We start from the raw sequence: 18,517 nt of genomic DNA on the forward strand, positions 1-18,517 counted from the left end.
TTTCCGACTGGGCTGAGTCAGCCGCGTACTTGATGCGATCCCGGGTGAAATTCACTTGCAGCGCCCATGGCGCCGGGGCGAAGCTCCGGTTTACGGATCGAGATGTGGAAGATGGGGGCAAGGCAGAACGATGCGCTGTGTTGTGCTGAGTGCTGCGATCTGTGGCGTAGCGCTGCTTCTACCGGGGTCGGTCGAGGCGAGGGGCTTTTCCACGATGCTGCCTTTTCATGTCGACGTGCCGTCGGTCGCGTCAAAGGAGCCTGAGGGCAAACACGGCGCCTCACGCTGGGAGCCTGCGCCCGTTCCTCATGCCATGGCCGCGCCGCCCCTGCGTCGCACAACCATCGGAAAACTGGTGGATTTCGGCAAGCAGTTCCTGCCGCTTGGCAATGGTGCGCCGGGCCATGACCCGGTTACGGGCACCCCGATCGGTGCGTTCGGCCCGGCTTATCAGGATGCCAGTCTGGTCGGGCATGGTCGTGCCCCACCGGGTGAAACGGTGGGGCATTGAGCAATCAGGGCGGCGTTCAGCCCTCGATCTGGCCGAACTCGGCGATTTCCGTGAGGGTCTCCCCGATCTTGGCCAGAAGACGCAAACGGTTGAGACGCTGCGCGGGGTCTGGATCGTTGACCGTGACGACTTCGAAAAACCGGTCGAGCACGGGACGAAGGGCGGCTGCCGCAATCATGGCATCGGTAAAACGCTCAGCTTCGAGCGCATCGTGAATGGTGCCATGCGCCCCTTCAAGGGCTTCACCCAGGGCACGTTCCTCATCCTGTGCATAAAGCGATGCATCGGGCTCACCCTTATGGGGGCCGTCCTTGCGGTTCTCGATACGCAGGATATTGGCGGCGCGCTTGCTGGCCGCCAGCAGGTTGCGTCCGTCATCCGTGTCCACCATCTCGGCCAATGCCGAGGTGCGGGTCAGAAGGCGTACGAGGTCGCCATCCAGTCCACCTGCCAGTGTGGCGGCTAGCACATCGTGGCGCTCGCCCTCGGTGCGAAGCTGCACGCGCAGGCGCTCGGCCAGAAAGCCGGGCAGGGCGGCAAGCTCGCCGCCTTCGCGCAAGTCTTCCGGCAGGTTCTGCGCAGCCTGTGCGATCAGGGCTGTCAGATCGAGGCGCAACTGGTTGTCGCGGATGATGCGGATGATCCCTAGCGCCGCACGACGCAGCGCATAGGGATCGCCAGAGCCGCTTGGCGTCTCGCCCATGGCGAAAAAGGCCGTCAGCAGGTCCAGACGGTCTGCCAGAGCCACGGCGACCGAGACAGGCGCGCGCGGCGTGTCGTCATTCAGGCCGCGCGGCATGTAATGCTCTGCCACCGCATCCGCAACCGCATCGCCTTCATGGTCGTGACGGGCGTAATAGCCACCCATGATGCCCTGAAGTTCGGGGAATTCGCCGACCATGCCGGTGGTCAGATCGGCCTTGGCCAGCAGGGCTGCCCGTTCCGCCTGTGTCTGTGCGGCCTCGTCCAGGCCCATGGCCTTTGCGACAATCCCCGCGAGAGACACGATACGCTGCACGCGTGCGCCCTGGCTGCCCAGACGGGCATGGAAAGTCACGGCATCGAGGGCCGCTACACGATCGGCCAGCTTCGTCTTGCGATCGAGATCCCAGAAATGGCGGGCATCGGCAAAACGTGCGCGCAGTACGCGTTCGTTTCCGGCGATGGTAAGGGCACCACCATCGGCGAAATCCATATTGGCGATGAATGCGAAATGCGGCGCCGCCTTGCCGTCTGCCGTGCGCAGGGCGAAATAGCGCTGGTTGATGCGCATCGATACCTGCATCACTTCGGGCGGCAGGTCCATATAGGCGTCATCGATGCGGCCCAGCAGGGCAACGGGCCATTCGGCCAGACCCGAGACTTCCTCGACCAGCTTGTCATCCTGCACCAGCGTCAGACCGGCCCGATCTGCCTGAGACTGAAGTCCTTCGCGGATGTTCGACAGGCGTTGCGCCGGGTCGAGCACAACCTTACGCGCGAACAGCTCATTTTTGAGCTGCTCATAAGAGGTCACCTCGAATTCTCCCGGCGCCATGAAACGGTGGCCTTCGGTCAGCGTGCCGGCGGCCAGACCATGGGCATTATCGGCTTCGGTGGCGAGGCTGAACGGCACCAGCCCACCATCGAGCAGACAGATCACGCGGCGCAGCGGGCGCACCCAGGTGAAATTGCTGCCCTGTCCCCAACGCATGGATTTGGGCCATGGAAAACGCCAGAGCAGACCGGGGATCGTGGCTGCAATCTGCTGGGCAGCGCCGATGGCGGGCAGGGTGCGGTTGAGCACCCAGAAACCGTTTTCGAGTACCAGCGCGTCGCGCTCGGCCCCGTGCTTGCGCAGGAAGCCCGCCAGAGCCTGCTCGGGCGCGCTCTCACGCGGGCCGCGCTCCGACTGCGTCGATTCAGCAATCTGCCCGGCAATCTGCATGGTCACGCCGATACGACGCGCGCCCCAGAAGGCGATGACGTTTTCAGGTGAAAGGGGGGCGAGCGCCTCGCTCACCAGGCGGGCCAGATCCTGCCCCGCCGTTTCCTGCATGCGTGCGGGAATTTCCTCGCAATCGAGAACGAGAAGGAATTCAGCCATTATTTCGACTCCTCGTCGCCAGCAAGCCAGGTTTCGCAGCACAGCTTTGCAAGGTTGCGCACGCGCCCGATATAGGAGGCACGCTCGGACACCGAGATCACACCGCGTGAGTCGAGCAGGTTGAACAGGTGGCTTGCCTTGACGCACTGGTCATAGGCAGGCTGGGCGACACCCGCTTCAGCAAGGCGGACGGACTCTGCCTCGGCATCGCGGAAGTGGCGCATCAGCATATCGGTATCGGCCAGTTCGAAATTATGGCGTGAATAATCCTGCTCGGCGCGCAGGAAGACATCGCCGTATTTCAGGCCGTGACCGTTGAAATCGAGATCGTAGACGTTCTCGACGCCCTGCACATACATGGCCAGACGTTCCAGCCCATAGGTGAGCTCGGTCGAGGGCATGACGGTGGGAATGCCGCCAACCTGCTGAAAATAGGTGAACTGTGTGACTTCCATCCCGTCGCACCAGACCTCCCAGCCCAGCCCCCAGGCCCCGATGGTCGGGTTTTCCCAGTCATCTTCCACAAAGCGGATATCGTGTTTTTCCGGATCGATGCCGATAGCGCGATAGCTGTCCAGCAGCAGGCGCTGGCTGTCTTCCGGCGTCGGTTTGAGCAGCACCTGATACTGGTAATAATGCTGCAACCGGTTCGGGTTCTCGCCATAGCGCCCGTCCGAAGGGCGGCGGCAGGGCTGCACATAGGCGGCCTTCCACGGCTTGCGCCCCAATGCCCGCAGAGTGGTGTGCGGCGAAAGCGTGCCAGCGCCAAGCTCGGTGTCATAGGGCTGGAGCAGGGCGCAACCCTGTGCCGACCAGAACTGATGCAGGCGCAGGATCAGATCCTGAAAGGAAAGGGGGCGTCCGCCGTTTTCGGGCAAGGGGGTCAAGGATCGAAGCTCCGGTCTTGTTCACTTGCCCCGTTCTAACCCGCCAGCGGAAACAAGCCAATCTCAGCGGGGCACAAGACTTCAATGAGACACTTCATCCGATCTTCGCGGCATTCAAATTCAGGCAGGATTGCACCAACCTCGTTGCCAGAAAGTCTCCCGCAGGGAATGCGAAGAGTCATTCTACTGACAATAATTTTACAGCTTGGTCTGTTGTTGTTCATGTCGGATATGAAACGGAGTTTATGCTGCTTTTTTCTTGGCATGAGATAAAGTCATTTGACAAATATCTCTTGAGCATCATCACGATACCGCTCGGGATAAAAGACTCGCTTCTGATCTGTCGGGTCCATATGCAGAATGTAATTTGCGGCCTGATTAAGCGCGTTTTTATGGATCAGGTCAGCTAATTTTCTGCCTTCCGGTGTGCTGAGATAGTCTACACTCGTGCAAATCCAAGGTCGACAAGTACTGTCGCCGCGCCGCGCGACAGGAGTGAGAACGAGCCGGGTCCGTATAGACTGTCATAGGTACTTATGATATGATCGGATTTATATTTATAAACTTTTGCGGACAATAATTCGGCTTCATACAGCGAGAGTTTGAGAGGATGTTTGTCTAGCCACTGCTGCGCTTTCGTGCCCTGCAAACCTTTGGTTCTTGGCGAAGGGGCAAACAGCACATCGGGGATTTTCGCCAGAAGAAAATCTGGAATGCCGATTTTTCTCATTTCCGCTTTGGTGAACTGGCTCAAATCGACGCCATGACCAATGGTGACGCCAGCATGTTGGTTCAGTTCGGTGCCCTGGTGCGTATCGTCAGATGCAGTATCATCCTGAGTTTGTTCAGCTCGAAGCGAGTTCATGTTTGCTAGGATGATTATGGTAATTGGCAGAGCGATTATTTTGAACGTAAATTTCATCATCTTTTATCTTACGTCGCAGAGTGATCGATTAAAACGATTTATATGAAAGTCTTCTAGATAGGATACGCAATAACGCGTGTGAGCTGCATAAAGGTTGGCCGCTTTTGAGCAGGTTTGAGGGCTAGGCAGAACGGAACTGCCTGCCATAGATGCCCGCTAACACCCTTCGAGTTTCTCTTTATCCATCTGGCCCTCACACAATCGGCCTGACACTCTCGGGGCTGCGCTGGGCGGTCATATCCGAACGCCAGATGCGAGGCTGATAAACCCGTCCAGATAGGGCTGCGTTTCGCCTGTGCGATGACCCAGATGGATCGACTTGAGAATACCGTCGCCGATCCGTACTCTCTTAACGCCGCTGGCCTGACGTAGCAGCCAGTCCGGCGTAGCGCTGACGGCGGGGCCAGAGGCCACCAGACGCAGCATGAGATCAGTCGTTTCGACCGTGCGATGTCTGCGTGGCAAGGCATGGGCAGGAATAAGGAATTTTGTGTAGATATCGAGACGCTCACGCGAGACAGGATAGGTGATGAGGGTCTCGGTCTCGAGGTTTTTCGGTACGACATGGTGCTGCTGTGCCAGAGAATGTCCCTCTACCACAGCAAGGACAAGCTCGTAATCGAAGACAGGTGTAAACTCGAGCCCCGGCCGTTCCGTGGGGTCGGGCGTAACAAGGATGTCGATTTCATGCCCCATAAGCGCGCTCAGCCCACCGAACTGGAAGACCGTCGTTACGTCCAGATCCACATCGGGCCATGCAGCAAGGAAGGGGTCGACGACCTGCATCAACCAGTCCTGACAGGGGTGGCACTCTATCCCAATGCGTATCGACCCACGTCGTCAGCGCGCATAATCCTCAAGCACGCCTGCGCCGTGTTCGACCTGCGGCAGAACGCGTTGGGCAAGTCCAAGAAGATACTCTCCTGCCCGCGTGAAACGCAGCTTATGCCCTTCGCGCTCAAGTAGCTTGACGTTGTGACGATCCTCGAAACGGCGAATGGCATGACTGACGGCCGATTGCGTCAGGCTCCCCAGGCGCTGGATCTCCCGCAATATTGCCAGAGGCTGGATGTCGATCACCGTCTATGAACTCCTGTCATGGAGGCAGGGTATAAGCCGGTTTTCGGCGGTGCTCTACAGGGTCTGATAATGGCAGGTCGCAGAAGACATGACTTGTCGAGAAAGTGACGCAGCCAGCGTGCCTCTTGCAACTCTTTCCGCCCCCGACCACATTATAGGACGTTATCATTTTGACCGGATGGAGAGTCATCCCCATGAACCAGCAAGAACGTGATCTTATTTCGCAGTTCATCGCCCGCGTTGGCGGTGCGCCGAATAACGGGTTTGGTGGCTCTCAGGCCCCGGCCAATCTGCCCCCCATCGATCCCGAGGCGGATCGATGGATCGCAGAGAATTTCCAGAAATATCCTGAAGCCCGCTACCGCGTGACGCAGATGGCTGTCGTGCAGGAAGTAGCGCTGGCCGAAGCACAGAACCGTATTCGCCAGCTTGAATTCCAGCTCCAGCAGGCTCAGGCGCAATTGCAGCAGGCGCAGCAGCAGCAACCGCAACGCCCGCAGGGTGGCGGCGGTCTGTTCGGGGGCTTGTTCGGTGGTGGCAACCGTCAGCAGCAGTCAGCACCACCGCCGGGTTGGGGTGGGCAGCCGCAGCAAGGCTATGCGCAGGGTTATGCGCCTCCGCCGCCGCAGGCCACTCTGCCGCCTGGCTATTCCACAAGCATGTTCCCGCAGCGTGGCACGGGCTTTCTGGGTTCTGCCCTGACAACAGCGACGGGCGTTGCAGGCGGTATGCTTGCCGCTAATGCTATCGAGAGCCTCTTCTCGGGTCATCATGGGGCCGATGGCGCTGCTGGCGGTTTCGGCGGTGGCGAGACCATCATCAACAATAATTACGGCGACAACGCCGGCAACGACCCGTTTGCAGGCGGCGGTCAGGATGCCGGTCAGAATTTCGACGCCGGAAACTGGGGTGACAGTGGCGGCGGCGATGGCGGCTGGGGTGGTGATAGCGGCGGCGGATGGGGCGACGATTCCTTCTGATTGCCTTACATCTTCTTGCTCGCTTCAGGCATGCAGGAGGCGACGGGGGACGGTTCGCTGTTTCCCGTTTGCGGGTTCGTCATACCGGCCCGACGCAGCCGACATTCTGGCGCAAACGTGAGACCATCTCGGAAAACCCGGCCATTGCGCCGGGTTTTTTCGTAAGAGCGGCAGGAGGCATCTTGCCCGGTATTGCGCTCCTGCACCGGGGCGGAACGACCCTTTCCTATGATGCGGAGATCGAAACAGAATGGGCACTCGGCTTTTCAGGCGTATTCTTCTGACCAATGACGATGGGTTCGATGCGCCCGGTCTTGCCACGCTTACCGATATCGCAGCCAGCTTGTCGGACGATGTATGGATCGTGGCACCCTCGCGCGATCAGAGCGGCATTTCACATGCATTGAGCCTTCACGATCCACTGCGCATTCATCAGCACGGCCCGAAGAAATTCGCCGTCAACGGCACACCGGGAGACTGCGTGGCAATCGCCGCGCGTCAGATCCTTCGCGATGCACCACCGTCGCTTGTGCTGTCAGGAATCAATCGTGGTGCCAATCTGGGGGTGGAGACTGTATTTTCAGGCACGGTCGGCGCAGCCATGACCGCAATGCTGTTGGGGCTCCCGGCATTCGCACTCAGTCAGGCCTTCAACAAGACGGATCCGGTTCCGTGGGAGACGGCTGCCGCTCTGGCCCCCGATGTGATCAGATCGCTCGCATGTTTCGATCTGCCGCAGGCTGCCTGCCTCAACATCAATTTTCCGGCCTGTCCGATCGAAAGCGCAAAACCGCTTCGTTTCACCAGACAGGGGCGGGGGCTGCTGCGCGACATCTCTGTCGTTACGCGCGAGGATGTGCGTCATCAGCCTTATCACTGGCTGCATTTCCAGCGCGATCACGACAATGACGTGCCGGGCACGGAAACGCATGCCATCTCCGAGAACCATGTCAGCGTGACGCCCCTGTCATTCGGCCGCACGAATGAGATGGTTCTCGACTGGCTTGAGCAGCGCTGTGGCGAGCCCATCGAGTAACGCGCAGGCGCAAGGACCGGAAACTCCCGTTGTTTCGTCTGTCCGGAACGGATGGGCGTGGCCGTTGCGATACCGGAGGGACAATCCGGAGAGTTCAATCCGGGGGATACGATACCGGGTGTGCGTCACTGGGTGAAAGCGCGTTCATCCGCCCAACCCGAACCGTTTCGCAACGTTGCGTCCTGTATCGCTCCGATCTTCTGACCGAACTGGATACGACATGAGCCAAGACATGCTTGACTGGACAGACACGCTCGCTCTGAGCGAACTGCCGGAAGAGGTCATTATTCCGATCACGATCGGTGACAAGCCGCTGGTTCTCTATCGCACGGGCGACGACATCCGGGCATTCGAGGGCAAATGTCCTCACAAGGGTGCACCCATGGAACAGGGCGTGGCCTGCCGTTCGCGTTATGGCGATGTGCAGCTGGTGTGTCCCTGGCACAAGGCGACCTTCTCGGCAGAGAGTGGCAGACTGATCGAGCCACCGGCGCTCGATCCGCTTAAACGCTACCCTGTCGAAGTGCATGACGGTCGTGTTCTGGTGGGCAACCATCCCATGACCGGCATCGCACCCCAGCCCATGCGCGACTATGAGACGGTCGCGATTGTTGGGGCAGGGGCGGCAGCTGTTGCAGCAGCGGTGACACTGCGTGAGGAAGGTTATGCCGGGCGTATCATGCTTATCAGCCCGGAGGATGAAGCACCTTACGATCGCACGGCCCTGAGCAAGATGGTGCTCGGCAGCGGCAAGAAAGATGCGCCGCCGCCGCCGCTACGCCCGGCTGATTGGTACGAAACGCACCGTGTCGAGCGACTGGTCGACCGGGTGGTGAAGCTCGATCTCCAGACACGTCTGATCACTCTGGAAAAGGGAAACCCCTTTACGCCCGATCATATCCTGCTTGCCTCCGGGTCGCGCGCGCGCAGGCTCGATATTCCGGGCGCAGAACTGGACAATGTGCGGGTTCTGCGCAGTGCCAGCGATGCCGAGGCTATCATCGCCTCGGTGGACGACAAGACGAGCGTTGTCGTGATCGGCTCCGGCTTTATCGGCATGGAGGCCGCCTCGGCCCTGCGCAAGCGCGGAGCCGGTGTCACTGTAGTCTCGCAGACGGAACTGCCTTTCCAGAAGCAGCTGGGTGATGTCATTGCCGGCGCGATGCTCGACCTGCATGTGGGAAAGGGGGTCGCCTTCATTCCCCAGCGCAAGGCCAAGGCTATTGAAGGGGAGAAGTCGGTAACAGGCGTGACGCTCGATGACGACAGCACGCTTACGGCCAGTCTGGTACTTGTCGGGATCGGTGCAGAGCCCGTCCTCGATTACCTGCCGGATTACGTGGTGAACAAGCAGGGCGGCCTCGATGTCGATCCCACCATGAAGATCGCCCCCGATATCTATGCCGTGGGCGACATTGCCAGTGTCGAACATAACGGACATCGTTATCGCATCGAGCATTGGCGTACGGCGCAGTGCCAGGCCCGTATTGCCGCGCGCACCATGCTTGGTCTGCCGGGTGGAGAACTCCCGACGCCCTGGTTCTGGACACAGCAATATGACCGCAAGATCGAATATCTCGGCTGGCCCCAGGCTTTCGATCGTGTCGAGATCGAGGGCGATGCCGGGAATTTCGATTTCACGGCCAATTACCTCAAGGGCGATAAAATCGTGGGTATAGCCACGGCAGGACGGCCAAAAGAGATGGGCGAAGCAGTCGTTACCTTTGAGGATGCTTGACAGAGCGGGGGTGGAGCGGCTTCCTGCGCTTCATTCGCGGGGGGAACACCCCCGCACCCCCGTGGTTACGAATCAGGAAGACGCCCATGCACCTTTATCGCACGCATAGCTGTAGCGCCCTGCGCGAAAGCGACGCCGGCCAGACTGTCCGTCTGTCAGGCTGGGTTCACAGCAAGCGCGATCACGGTGGTCTTCTGTTTATCGATCTGCGCGATCAGACCGGCATGACCCAGATCGTCATCCCCTCGGGCACAGAGCTGCTGGAGACGGTCGAGCGTCTGCGCGTCGAGAGCGTGATTACGGTCACGGGCAGAGTTGTGGCGCGTGAGGAAGGCCAGCGTAACCCGCATCTGCCTACCGGTGCCATCGAGGTGCGGGCGCGCGAAATCGACGTGCGGTCCCATGCAGCCGTTCTGCCTTTCCAGGTGGCAGGAACGGAGAACTACCCCGAGGATCTGCGCCTCAAATACCGCTACCTCGATCTGCGTCGCGAAAAAATGGCGGCCAATATCCGCCTGCGTTCTGCGGTCATCGCCTCCATGCGTTCGCGTATGATCGGTCATGGCTTCACCGAGTTCCAGACGCCTATCCTCACGGCATCCTCGCCTGAAGGCGCGCGCGATTTTCTCGTGCCTGCACGTCTTCATCCCGGCAAGTTCTACGCGCTGCCCCAGGCACCGCAGCAGTTCAAGCAGCTGGCCATGGTGGCAGGTTTCGACCGCTACTTCCAGATTGCCCCCTGCTTCCGCGATGAGGCTTCACGCGCCGATCGTAGCCCCGGCGAGTTCTACCAGCTCGATTTCGAAATGGCCTTCGCGACACAGGAAGATGTTTTCGCTGTGCTCGAAGACGTGCTGAGCGGCCTGTTTGCCGAGTTCGGCAAGGGCCGCAAGGTCGACACGGCGCCTTTCCGTCGCATCCCCTATGATGAGGCGATGCGTCTTTACGGCTCCGACAAGCCCGATCTGCGCAACCCGCTGCTGATCAGCACGGTGACAGAAGCCTTTGCCGATTCCGGTTTTGGTCTGTTTGCCCGCATTGCGGCCAATGGCGGCGAAGTGCGCGCCATTCCGGCACCCGGTGCCGGTACGCGTCCGCGTGGTTTCTTCGACAAGCTCAACAGCTGGGCACGTGACGCCGGAGCTGGCGGTCTGGGTTACATCATCTTCGAGGAAGACGGTGGCAAGGGCCCGATTGCCAAGAACCTCGAAGCCGATCGCGTTGAGGCGATCCGTGAGGCTTGCGGCCTGAAGGCAGGCGATGCCGTGTTCTTTGCGGCGGGTGAGGGCGATGCCGTAGCCAAGTTCTCCGGTCAGGTGCGTACGCGCATTGCTCAGGAACTCGACCTGATCGAGCAGGATGCTTTCCGCTTCTGCTGGATCGTCGATTTCCCGATGTTCGAGCGCAATGAGGAAACGGGGCAGATCGACTTCTCGCATAATCCGTTCTCGATGCCTCAGGGCGGGCTCGAAGCACTGAACTCGCAGGATCCGCTGACCATCAAGGCTTATCAGTACGATATTGTCTGTAACGGTATCGAGCTGTCCTCCGGTGCCATTCGTAACCACCTGCCGGAAGTCATGATCCGTGCTTTCGAGATCGCCGGTTATGGTGAAGACGTGGTCGAAGCGCGTTTCGGTGGCATGCTGAACGCTTTCCGCTATGGCGCCCCGCCGCATGGCGGTTCGGCACCGGGTGTGGACCGCATCGTCATGCTGCTGGCCGATGAGCCGAATATCCGTGAGGTCATTCTCTTCCCGCTCAACCAGAGCGGCGAGGATCTGATGATGGAAGCACCGGCTCCGGTCGAGCCGGCCCGTCTGAAAGAACTCTCGCTGGCCATTCTGCCGCCCAAGCCGAAAGCAGCAGTCGTCAAGGATGGCGCACAGCAGGATGAAGCCCAGAAGAACGGCTGAGAAAACGACGATACCCGCAAGAGCTGATACCGGAGGAGCGGGGCGCGTGAAGCGGATAACCGGTACGCGTCTCGTGACGCAGGGCGTCAAGGCGGGTTCTATGACGCAGAGCGTCCGGGCAGTGGGTCTTGCGACTCTGTGTCTGATGGCGTCTCCTGCCCGAGCGGAGCACCGGTCCATTCCGGTGCCAGCGCTGCTGTCGCACAAGGTCAGCTATACGCTGGGTCTTGCGCGTCTCAAGGCAGGATCCTTGGCGGCAGCCAGTGGGCACGCGACCTATCAGCTGCGCGACCTGTGCGATGTCTGGTCGGTCAGTCAGAAGCTGGAGGTGCAGATTACGAGCGGCGACGGCAGCACCTCACTTGTCAGCTATCAATCCGCCACGCTGGAAAACAAGAAGGGGCACTCTTTCCTGTTTCGCACCGTTCAGACACAGGACGGCGAAACGACGAGCGAAACGGCGGGCGAGGCCAGACGACGGCGCGACGGGCGTGTGATCGTTCATTTCACCAAACCCGAGCCCGCGACCCTGACGCTACCCGCGCGGGTGATTTTTCCGATGCAGTTTACCGGCGTGCTGCTCGATGCGGCCCATAGAGGGCTGCTTCATATGCAGAGCGATATTTTCGACGGAGCCTCAACAGACGGGGCAACGCCGAACTACGCCACACTGGGCACCTTGCGTGCCGCAAAGCCGGACATGGACAGCGCTTCTCTTCCCAGTGCCGTCTTTCAGGGACAAAGCGCCGTGCCGGTAACCGTAGCAAGCTTCGGTGGGGGAGAGACATCTCTCTTGCCTGATTCGACCTATAGCGATCGCCTCTGGACCAACGGCGTCGAAGACAGGCTTCTGATCGATTTCGGCGATTATGTTCTGTCGGGTCAGATCGAGACCCTGACTCCTGTTGCGCCGGCGCATTGCGCCTCGGTCTCGCGGTAGTTTTCCGGCGTCTGCTGCGACCCGTGGTAGCGCGTGCTCTCAGTGTCGGCGCAGGACCGGGCGAAGGGGGCGGGCAGCCCCCCACCTGTTGGCCTTGTGTCGGGTCAGGCCAGCGTGACGATCAACGGGATGTGGTCCGAGGGCTGGTCTTTGGCGCGTTCATCCCGGTCGGGGGTTACCGAGATCAGACGCTCAGCCAGTCTGGGCGAGAGCAGGGCGTGGTCGATACGCAGACCGGCATTACGCTGAAACGCGGCATTCTGATAATCGAAAAAAGTATAGTCGCGCCCTGAAGGTCTGAGCGCCCGAAGTGCATCCGTCAGCCCGAGCCAGAGCAGACGACGCCAGCCCGCGCGACTTTCCGGGCGGAGCAGGGCATCGCCCGGACTCAGCGCGCCGGGAGCGAAATCCTCGTCGGTCGGGCAGACATTGAAATCGCCCGTGAACACAAAATCGGCTTCCTCGTCACGCAGGGTTTTTGCACGCTCCGCCAGAGCGGCAAAGAAATCGAGCTTGATGGCGTAGCCTTCCGGCCCGCCGGAATTGCCGTTGGGCAGATAGAGATTGCCAATGGTCATGCCCGCCATGCGGATCTCGACATAGCGCGCGGCTTCATGGGCGAAACCGGGCAGGCGCTCATGAACCACCTCGACAGGCGTGCGTGCCAGCATGGCAACGCCGTTATAGCCTTTCTGCCCCACCACGACGGGATGATATCCGGCCTCGGCAAAGCTCGCCGGAAAGAGATGCGTTTCGCATTTCAGTTCCTGAAGGCAGAGCAGATCGGGTTTGACGCGGTCGAGCCAGTCGAGCACGTGCTTCTCGCGCTGACGTATGGAATTGACGTTCCAGCTTGCGAAAGTGAAGCTCATGCGAGGGAAAAGCTTGTACCGCAGCCGCAGGATGAGGCGGCATTGGGATTGGCGACCGTGAAATGCGCCCCCATCAGCTTGTCCACGAATTGCAGCTGCGCGCCTTCGAGCAGGTCGAGACTGACAGGATCGACCAGAACCGTCGCGCCGTCCTGTTCGATGACGATATCGTCGTCAGCCCGGTCTGTATCGAGCTTGAACTGATACTGAAAGCCATTACAGCCCCCTGCCAGCACAGCCACGCGCAGGGCCAGCCCGTCAGGCTCCTCCTGCTGCGAGATGATCTCGACAATCCGGGCGGCGGCACCGGGCGAGACCGAAAAACGACCCGCGAGGGGCGCATCGGAAGGGGGCGTGGTCTGGCTCATGTTTTCCCATATAATGCGCTACGCCACGCTCTTAAAGCGTGCATTGTGGAGAGTGTGGATGATCAGTCAGGATGTCGCCCCTTATGCCGTGCGTCGCGAAACCGCGCGTGGCCGCCTCCACCCGGAGGAGGATGCACCGACACGCTCGCCCTGGCAGCGCGACCGGGATCGCGTCATCCACTCGGCAGGGTTTCGCACGCTGCAGTACAAGACGCAGGTCTTCATCAATCATGAGGGCGATTTCTTTCGCACGCGCCTGACGCATTCTCTGGAAGTGGCACAGATTGCGCGGTCCATTGCCCGTCAGCTGAGACTGGACGAGGATCTGACGGAGGCGCTCGCTCTGGCGCATGATCTGGGCCATACGCCCTTCGGCCATGCGGGTGAGGATGCGCTGAAAGCCTGCATGCAGGATTATGGCGGGTTCGATCACAATACCCAGTCCCTGCGTCTCGTGACGCTGCTCGAAGGACGCTATCACAATTTCGACGGCCTTAACCTGACGTGGGAGACGCTCGAAGGGCTGGCCAAGCATAATGGTCCGGTCAGGCGGCCCACGCCGTATCTGCTCGAATACGATGCCCAGCATCATCTGGAGTATGAAACCTATGCCTCGGCTGAGGCACAGGTGGCGGCGCTGGCCGACGATATTGCCTATCACGGTCACGATCTGGATGACGGCCTGCGCGCCGGATTGCTGAGCTTTGACGATATTGCCGCTCTGCCTGTCGTCGGACCGGCGCTCGAGCGCGCCATGATTGGAGCGAAGGCGAGCGAACGCTACGATCGTGAGCGACGCATCAGGCATGAGACGATCCGTCAGGTCATCAATGTGCTCGTAACCGATCTGACTGTGCAGACACGGGCCAATATCGAGGCGCTCAAGCCGGAATCGTCCGACGACATCCGTCAGGCCCCGGGGCCGGTCGTGGCATTCAGCGAGCAGGTGGCACTGGAGAACAAGGAAATACGCAAATTCCTGTATGCGCGCATGTATCGTCACTGGAAGGTGAAGCGCATGACACGCAAGGCACGCTTGGCGCTGACCTCTATTTTCGAGATATTGGCCGAAGATCCGAGCCTGCTGCCCGATGGCTGGCGTGAAAAGGCAAAGCAGGGCGATGAGAACGGGCGCAGACGCGTTGTGGCCGATTACATTGCAGGAATGACCGACCGATTTGCGATGGATGAACATCGACGGTTGACGGAACTCTCCATGCTGGGTTGATACAGGCAGCAAGAAACACGTCAGGAACCAAGGCCCTTCATGTCCGATACATCAATGCCCACCACAGACTGCCTTTTTGCCCGCACACAGGCGCAGGTGCGTGAGGCATTGCGCTCGGTCGTGGCCGATCTGCCTGACGAGATTGCGGCTCGCGTCGAGGTCACGCCGGCGCGCGATCCTTCGCATGGGGACATGGCGACGAATGCCGCGCTTCTGGCATCTAAATTCGCCCGTCGTCGCCCCGCCGATATTGCCGCCGATCTCGTTCCCCTGCTTGCGGCGCTGCCCGGCGTGGCCAAAGCTGAATCGGCAGGGCCGGGTTTCGTCAATCTCACCCTCAGCCCCGACGTGCTGCAATCCGTCGCGCGCAGTGTGATCGAGGCCGGACCCCGATTTGGTGAATCGCGTCTGGGTGCGGGCAAGCGCGTGAACGTGGAATATGTTTCGGCCAATCCGACAGGGCCGATGCATGTCGGTCACTGTCGCGGTGCGGTCGTAGGCGATGCTCTGGCCAACCTGCTGGCCAAAACCGGCTATGACGTCACCAAAGAATACTACATCAACGATGCCGGTGCGCAGGTCATTGCGCTCACCTGGGCTGCGTACTGGCGCTATCTTCAGGCAATCGGCACCGAGGTCGATACAGAGGCGTTTGCGGCCCTGACTCCCACAGGTCTGCAATATCAGGGCGATTACCTTATTCCCATCGGTGAGGCGCTTGCCGCAGAGCATGGAAAGGCGCTGGCCAACGAGGCGGGGCAGGCAGCCGATCCGACGGTCTGGTTCGATATCGTACGTGCCGCGACGCTCAAGGCAATGATGCAGGAGATCCGTACCGATCTCGCCGCTCTGGGTATTCATCACGAAGTGTTTTCGTCGGAAGCCGAAACGCTTGCCAGTGGGCGTGTGGATGAAGCGATCAACGCGCTCGATGCCAAGGGCCTGCTTTACGAAGGCGTTCTTGAGCCCCCCAAGGGCAAGACGCCCGAAGACTGGGAGCCGCGCCCTCAGACCCTGTTCCGCTCGACACAATTCGGTGACGATGTGGATCGTGCGCTGCGCAAATCCGATGGCAGCAACACCTATTTCGCCAATGATATCGGTTATCACGCCAAAAAGGCCGAAGCAGCCGACGTGCTGATCGACGTACTGGGCGCCGATCATGGCGGCTATGTCTCGCGTATGCGAGCGGCTGTCAGCGCGCTGACCGATGGCAAGACCGAGTTCGAGGTCGTGATGTGCCAGATCGTGCGCATCATGAAGAGCGGCGAGCCCGTGCGCATGTCCAAACGCGCCGGAACTTTCGTGACCCTGCGCGACCTGCTGGACGAGGTCGGGCGCGATGCTGTGCGCTTTACCATGCTGACCCGCAAGGCCGATGCGCAGATGGATTTCGATCTCGATGCGGTCGTGGCCCAGACGCGCGATAACCCGGTCTTCTATGTGCAGTATGCGCATGCACGCTGCCGTTCTGTCATGCGCAGTGCCGAGACCATGTTCGGCACGGATATCACCAGCGATGCCTCGCTGCTCGGAGCCGATCTGTCTCGCCTTGGCTCGGATGTCGAGCTTGCCGTGCTGCGTCGTCTTTCCACCTTCCCGCGTGTGGTCGAAGGCGCTGCCCAGACGCGCGAGCCGCATCGCATTGCCTATTATTGCGGTGAACTCGCTGCAGATTTCCACGCCTTGTGGAACAAGGGCCGTGAGGATACGACGCTGCGTTTCCTGCACGAGCAGGACCGCCCGGCGAGTCTGGCCAAGCTCGCGCTTGTGGCGTCGGTCGCCAGCGTGCTGCGCTGCGGTCTGGCTATTCTCGGTGTCGAGCCGGTTGAGGAGATGCGATGAACGACGACACGCCAGACTGGCGCGATGATCGGCCCGGGGATGAGGGGAGCTACGAGCGCCCCCGACAGGAAACGGGACGCAGCGCCGATCGACGCGCAAGCGATCCGCGCTTTACCGATACGCGACCGCCTTCCTCTCCCGATGAGAGCTATGGCGCCGCGCATGAAACGGGTGGCTCTGCATCGAGAGCGTCGTCGCCACGCGAGCGCCTGAGCGCCGATTACGACGAGGAACCCGTTTTCCGTCGTCGCAGTGCGGGGGGCGGTCTCTCTGCCCTGCTTGGCTCGGACGTGATGACGCGTCGTCTGGTTTATGGTGCGGCCGGGCTCGGTGCGCTTCTTGTGCTCGGTGTGGGCGGCTGGTCGCTTATGGGCGGGCATACAAGCGGTATCCCGGTTATCGGGCCGCCGCCCGGCCCCGTGCGCGACCGGCCTGCCGATCCGGGTGGCATGCAGATCATGGGCGACGGCACCGATCTCGACGTGACAGGTCAGGGCGAGGCCCATCTGGCACCCGAGCCGGAGCAACCGCGCCCCGAGGCGCTGGCTGCCCGTACTGCGCCCGAGGCACCGCCTGCTGACAAAAATGCTTCTGCGGCTCAGTCCTCGGGTGCGCAGAGCGCGGATTCTGCGTCAACGGCCCAGGTCAACGCGCCTGCCGCGGACGGGGCTGCGGCTTCGGGTCCTGCGGGTCAGAACGCAGCCGGGCAGGATACGTCCACCCAGAATGCTGTCAGCCAGAATGCTCCCATCCAGGGTGCTCCCACTGGCCTGCCAGACACATCGGTGCAGAAACTGCCTGAGAGCGGTGCTGGATCGGCTGACGAAACGCCGCGTAAACCGACCGTGCAGAAATCCTCTGTGACCGACGCCCCCGCAACATCGGCCCCCGTAACGTCCGCTCCGCTTCCGGCTGCACCGGAAAAGCCCGCGGCATCATCTTCGGCCAGACCTGCTTCGGGCGGTCATATGATCCAGCTCGCTGCTCTTGGCAGCGATGCCGATGCGAAGGCGACCTGGAGCAGACTGTCGAAGCAGGCCAGCGACCTGCTGAGCGATCGTACGCCCATGATCGAGCAGAAGACGATCAATGGTCACGTATTCTATCGCCTGCGTGTGGGCGGTTTCGATACGGCGCAGTCTGCGCGTGCATTCTGTGTGCGCCTGCATGCGCGTTCCATTGCCTGCACCCCGGCTGTTTTCTGACCGATATGGGTGAGGGAGGCGCTGTCTTTCTGTCCGATGCGGAGCTGGAGACCGCGCCTCATCTTTCCCTGACCGGGTTCGAGGGGCCGCTCGATCTGCTGCTGGATCTGGCGCGTGCCCAGAAGGTCGATCTGGCGCAGATCTCGATCCTGCAGCTGGTCGAGCAATATCTCGCTTTCGTCGAGGGGGCGCGTCAGATACGGCTCGAACTGGCAGCGGACTGGCTTGTCATGGCAGCGTGGCTGACCTGGCTCAAATCGCGTCTGCTGCTACCCGCTGAAAACGAGCCGGACACCGAGGCGGAAGACGCCGCCGAACTGCTTCAGGGGCGCCTGCAGGAGCTGGAAGCCATCCGGGCGCTTTCCGTCTGGCTGGATCGGCGTCCGCGTCTGGGTGAGGATGTCTTTGCCCGCGGATACGCCGAAGACATGACCAGGATCGACCGTTCCGGTCTGCGTGTGGATATGATGGGGCTGATCGGGGCCTATCTGGCCATGACACGCCGCCGTGGCCGCAAGCGTATCTACGCGCCGCCGCGCCCGCGCTACTGGACGGTGACAGAGGCGGTCTCGGCATTGCAGCGTCTGCTCAATGCCAGCGAGGTTGCCGGCTGGCAGAAGCTGACGGCTTTGTTGCCGGCGCAGTCTTCCACCTCGCCACGAGCACGCGCGGCAGCGATGGCCAGTGCCCTGGTGGCCGGTCTGGAAATGGCCAAGACCGGCGCCGTGGAGCTCAGGCAGGAAACGAGTTTTGCGGAAATCATGCTCAGGGCACCTCAGGATGCCTTTCGGGACACAGCGCAGGACGACAGGCAGGAGGAAGCGGAAAACTGATGTCCGATCATAACGGGCCTGACCCGATATCGCCTGGGCCGAAGTCCGCCGAGACACTGCGGCCAGT

The 18,517-nt window shown here is 60.9% G+C and carries 18 protein-coding genes; 11 read left to right on the top strand and 7 right to left on the bottom strand.

Features of this window, described 5'->3' with window-relative positions; genetic code table 11:
* Window positions 1-130 precede the first annotated feature (130 nt).
* Entirely contained in the window at window positions 131-511 is a 381-nt protein-coding gene (locus tag NF685_RS10170; RefSeq protein WP_222546943.1) for a hypothetical protein, read from the top strand.
* Window positions 512-527: 16 nt separating this feature from the next.
* On the opposite strand, the gene glyS is transcribed toward NF685_RS10170, so the two are convergent.
* The 5 genes from glyS to NF685_RS10195 all read right to left on the bottom strand — a co-directional run bounded on the left by glyS (window position 528) and on the right by NF685_RS10195 (window position 5,489).
* Window positions 528-2,597, bottom strand: coding sequence for a glycine--tRNA ligase subunit beta (gene glyS / locus NF685_RS10175; RefSeq protein ID WP_222546944.1), 2,070 nt, complete (start codon window positions 2,595-2,597; stop codon window positions 528-530).
* Window positions 2,597-3,484: a glycine--tRNA ligase subunit alpha gene (locus tag NF685_RS10180; RefSeq protein ID WP_222546945.1), complete on the bottom strand. Its 888-nt coding sequence runs from the start codon at window positions 3,482-3,484 to the stop codon at window positions 2,597-2,599. The genes glyS and NF685_RS10180 overlap by 1 nt, the downstream gene beginning before the upstream one ends.
* A gap of 439 nt (window positions 3,485-3,923) precedes the next feature.
* Window positions 3,924-4,409, bottom strand: a complete 486-nt coding sequence (locus NF685_RS10185; RefSeq protein ID WP_222546946.1) for a pesticin C-terminus-like muramidase — start codon at window positions 4,407-4,409, stop codon at window positions 3,924-3,926.
* Window positions 4,410-4,643: 234 nt separating this feature from the next.
* A complete protein-coding gene (locus NF685_RS10190; protein WP_261390460.1) occupies window positions 4,644-5,237 on the bottom strand; it encodes a LysR substrate-binding domain-containing protein in 594 nt (197 codons plus the stop codon).
* 12 nt (window positions 5,238-5,249) lie between these two features.
* Window positions 5,250-5,489: a LysR family transcriptional regulator gene (locus NF685_RS10195; protein WP_252849547.1), complete on the bottom strand. Its 240-nt coding sequence runs from the start codon at window positions 5,487-5,489 to the stop codon at window positions 5,250-5,252.
* A gap of 194 nt (window positions 5,490-5,683) precedes the next feature.
* Here NF685_RS10195 and NF685_RS10200 point away from each other — a divergent pair, with 194 nt between their 5' ends.
* The 6 genes from NF685_RS10200 (at window position 5,684) to NF685_RS10225 (ending at window position 12,099) form a co-directional block, all read left to right on the top strand.
* Window positions 5,684-6,469: a DUF2076 domain-containing protein gene (locus NF685_RS10200; protein WP_222546947.1), complete on the top strand. Its 786-nt coding sequence runs from the start codon at window positions 5,684-5,686 to the stop codon at window positions 6,467-6,469.
* Window positions 6,470-6,537: 68 nt separating this feature from the next.
* A complete protein-coding gene (locus NF685_RS10205) occupies window positions 6,538-6,753 on the top strand; it encodes a hypothetical protein (protein ID WP_222546948.1) in 216 nt (71 codons plus the stop codon).
* Window positions 6,720-7,505 (top strand): 5'/3'-nucleotidase SurE, encoded by a 786-nt coding sequence (gene surE / locus NF685_RS10210; protein WP_222546949.1) that lies wholly within the window; start codon window positions 6,720-6,722, stop codon window positions 7,503-7,505. The genes NF685_RS10205 and surE overlap by 34 nt, the downstream gene beginning before the upstream one ends.
* A 220-nt stretch (window positions 7,506-7,725) precedes the next feature.
* A complete protein-coding gene (locus NF685_RS10215; RefSeq protein WP_222546950.1) occupies window positions 7,726-9,243 on the top strand; it encodes an FAD-dependent oxidoreductase in 1,518 nt (505 codons plus the stop codon).
* Window positions 9,244-9,329: 86 nt separating this feature from the next.
* Window positions 9,330-11,159 (top strand): aspartate--tRNA ligase, encoded by a 1,830-nt coding sequence (aspS, locus tag NF685_RS10220; protein ID WP_222546951.1) that lies wholly within the window; start codon window positions 9,330-9,332, stop codon window positions 11,157-11,159.
* A 46-nt stretch (window positions 11,160-11,205) separates the two neighbouring features.
* Entirely contained in the window at window positions 11,206-12,099 is an 894-nt protein-coding gene (locus NF685_RS10225; protein WP_222546952.1) for an EipB family protein, read from the top strand.
* Between the two features lie 104 nt (window positions 12,100-12,203).
* Here NF685_RS10225 and xth read toward each other — a convergent pair whose 3' ends face one another.
* Window positions 12,204-12,971, bottom strand: coding sequence for an exodeoxyribonuclease III (gene xth, locus NF685_RS10230; RefSeq protein ID WP_222546953.1), 768 nt, complete (start codon window positions 12,969-12,971; stop codon window positions 12,204-12,206).
* Complete coding sequence (gene erpA, locus NF685_RS10235) at window positions 12,968-13,339, bottom strand: iron-sulfur cluster insertion protein ErpA (protein ID WP_222546954.1); 372 nt, start codon at window positions 13,337-13,339, stop codon at window positions 12,968-12,970. Before erpA ends, xth begins: the two co-directional genes overlap by 4 nt.
* Before the next feature lie 58 nt (window positions 13,340-13,397).
* On the opposite strand from erpA, the gene NF685_RS10240 reads away from it, so the two are divergent.
* From NF685_RS10240 to NF685_RS10255, 4 genes are read left to right on the top strand one after another with little or no spacing between them, the layout of a single operon-like run.
* On the top strand, window positions 13,398-14,567 hold the full coding sequence (locus tag NF685_RS10240; RefSeq protein WP_252849548.1) for a deoxyguanosinetriphosphate triphosphohydrolase: 1,170 nt from the start codon (window positions 13,398-13,400) through the stop codon (window positions 14,565-14,567).
* Window positions 14,568-14,606: 39 nt separating this feature from the next.
* On the top strand, window positions 14,607-16,412 hold the full coding sequence (gene argS / locus NF685_RS10245) for an arginine--tRNA ligase (RefSeq protein WP_222546956.1): 1,806 nt from the start codon (window positions 14,607-14,609) through the stop codon (window positions 16,410-16,412).
* On the top strand, window positions 16,409-17,617 hold the full coding sequence (locus NF685_RS10250) for an SPOR domain-containing protein (RefSeq protein WP_252849549.1): 1,209 nt from the start codon (window positions 16,409-16,411) through the stop codon (window positions 17,615-17,617). Before argS ends, NF685_RS10250 begins: the two co-directional genes overlap by 4 nt.
* Before the next feature lie 5 nt (window positions 17,618-17,622).
* The gene (locus tag NF685_RS10255) at window positions 17,623-18,450 is read left to right on the top strand and encodes a segregation and condensation protein A (protein ID WP_222546958.1); all 828 of its coding nucleotides are present in this window, start codon (window positions 17,623-17,625) and stop codon (window positions 18,448-18,450) included.
* The last annotated feature ends 67 nt before the right edge of the window (window positions 18,451-18,517 follow it).

Origin of the sequence: Asaia lannensis NBRC 102526 (assembly GCF_024054035.1) — a bacterium.
Lineage (GTDB): Bacteria > Pseudomonadota > Alphaproteobacteria > Acetobacterales > Acetobacteraceae > Asaia > Asaia lannensis.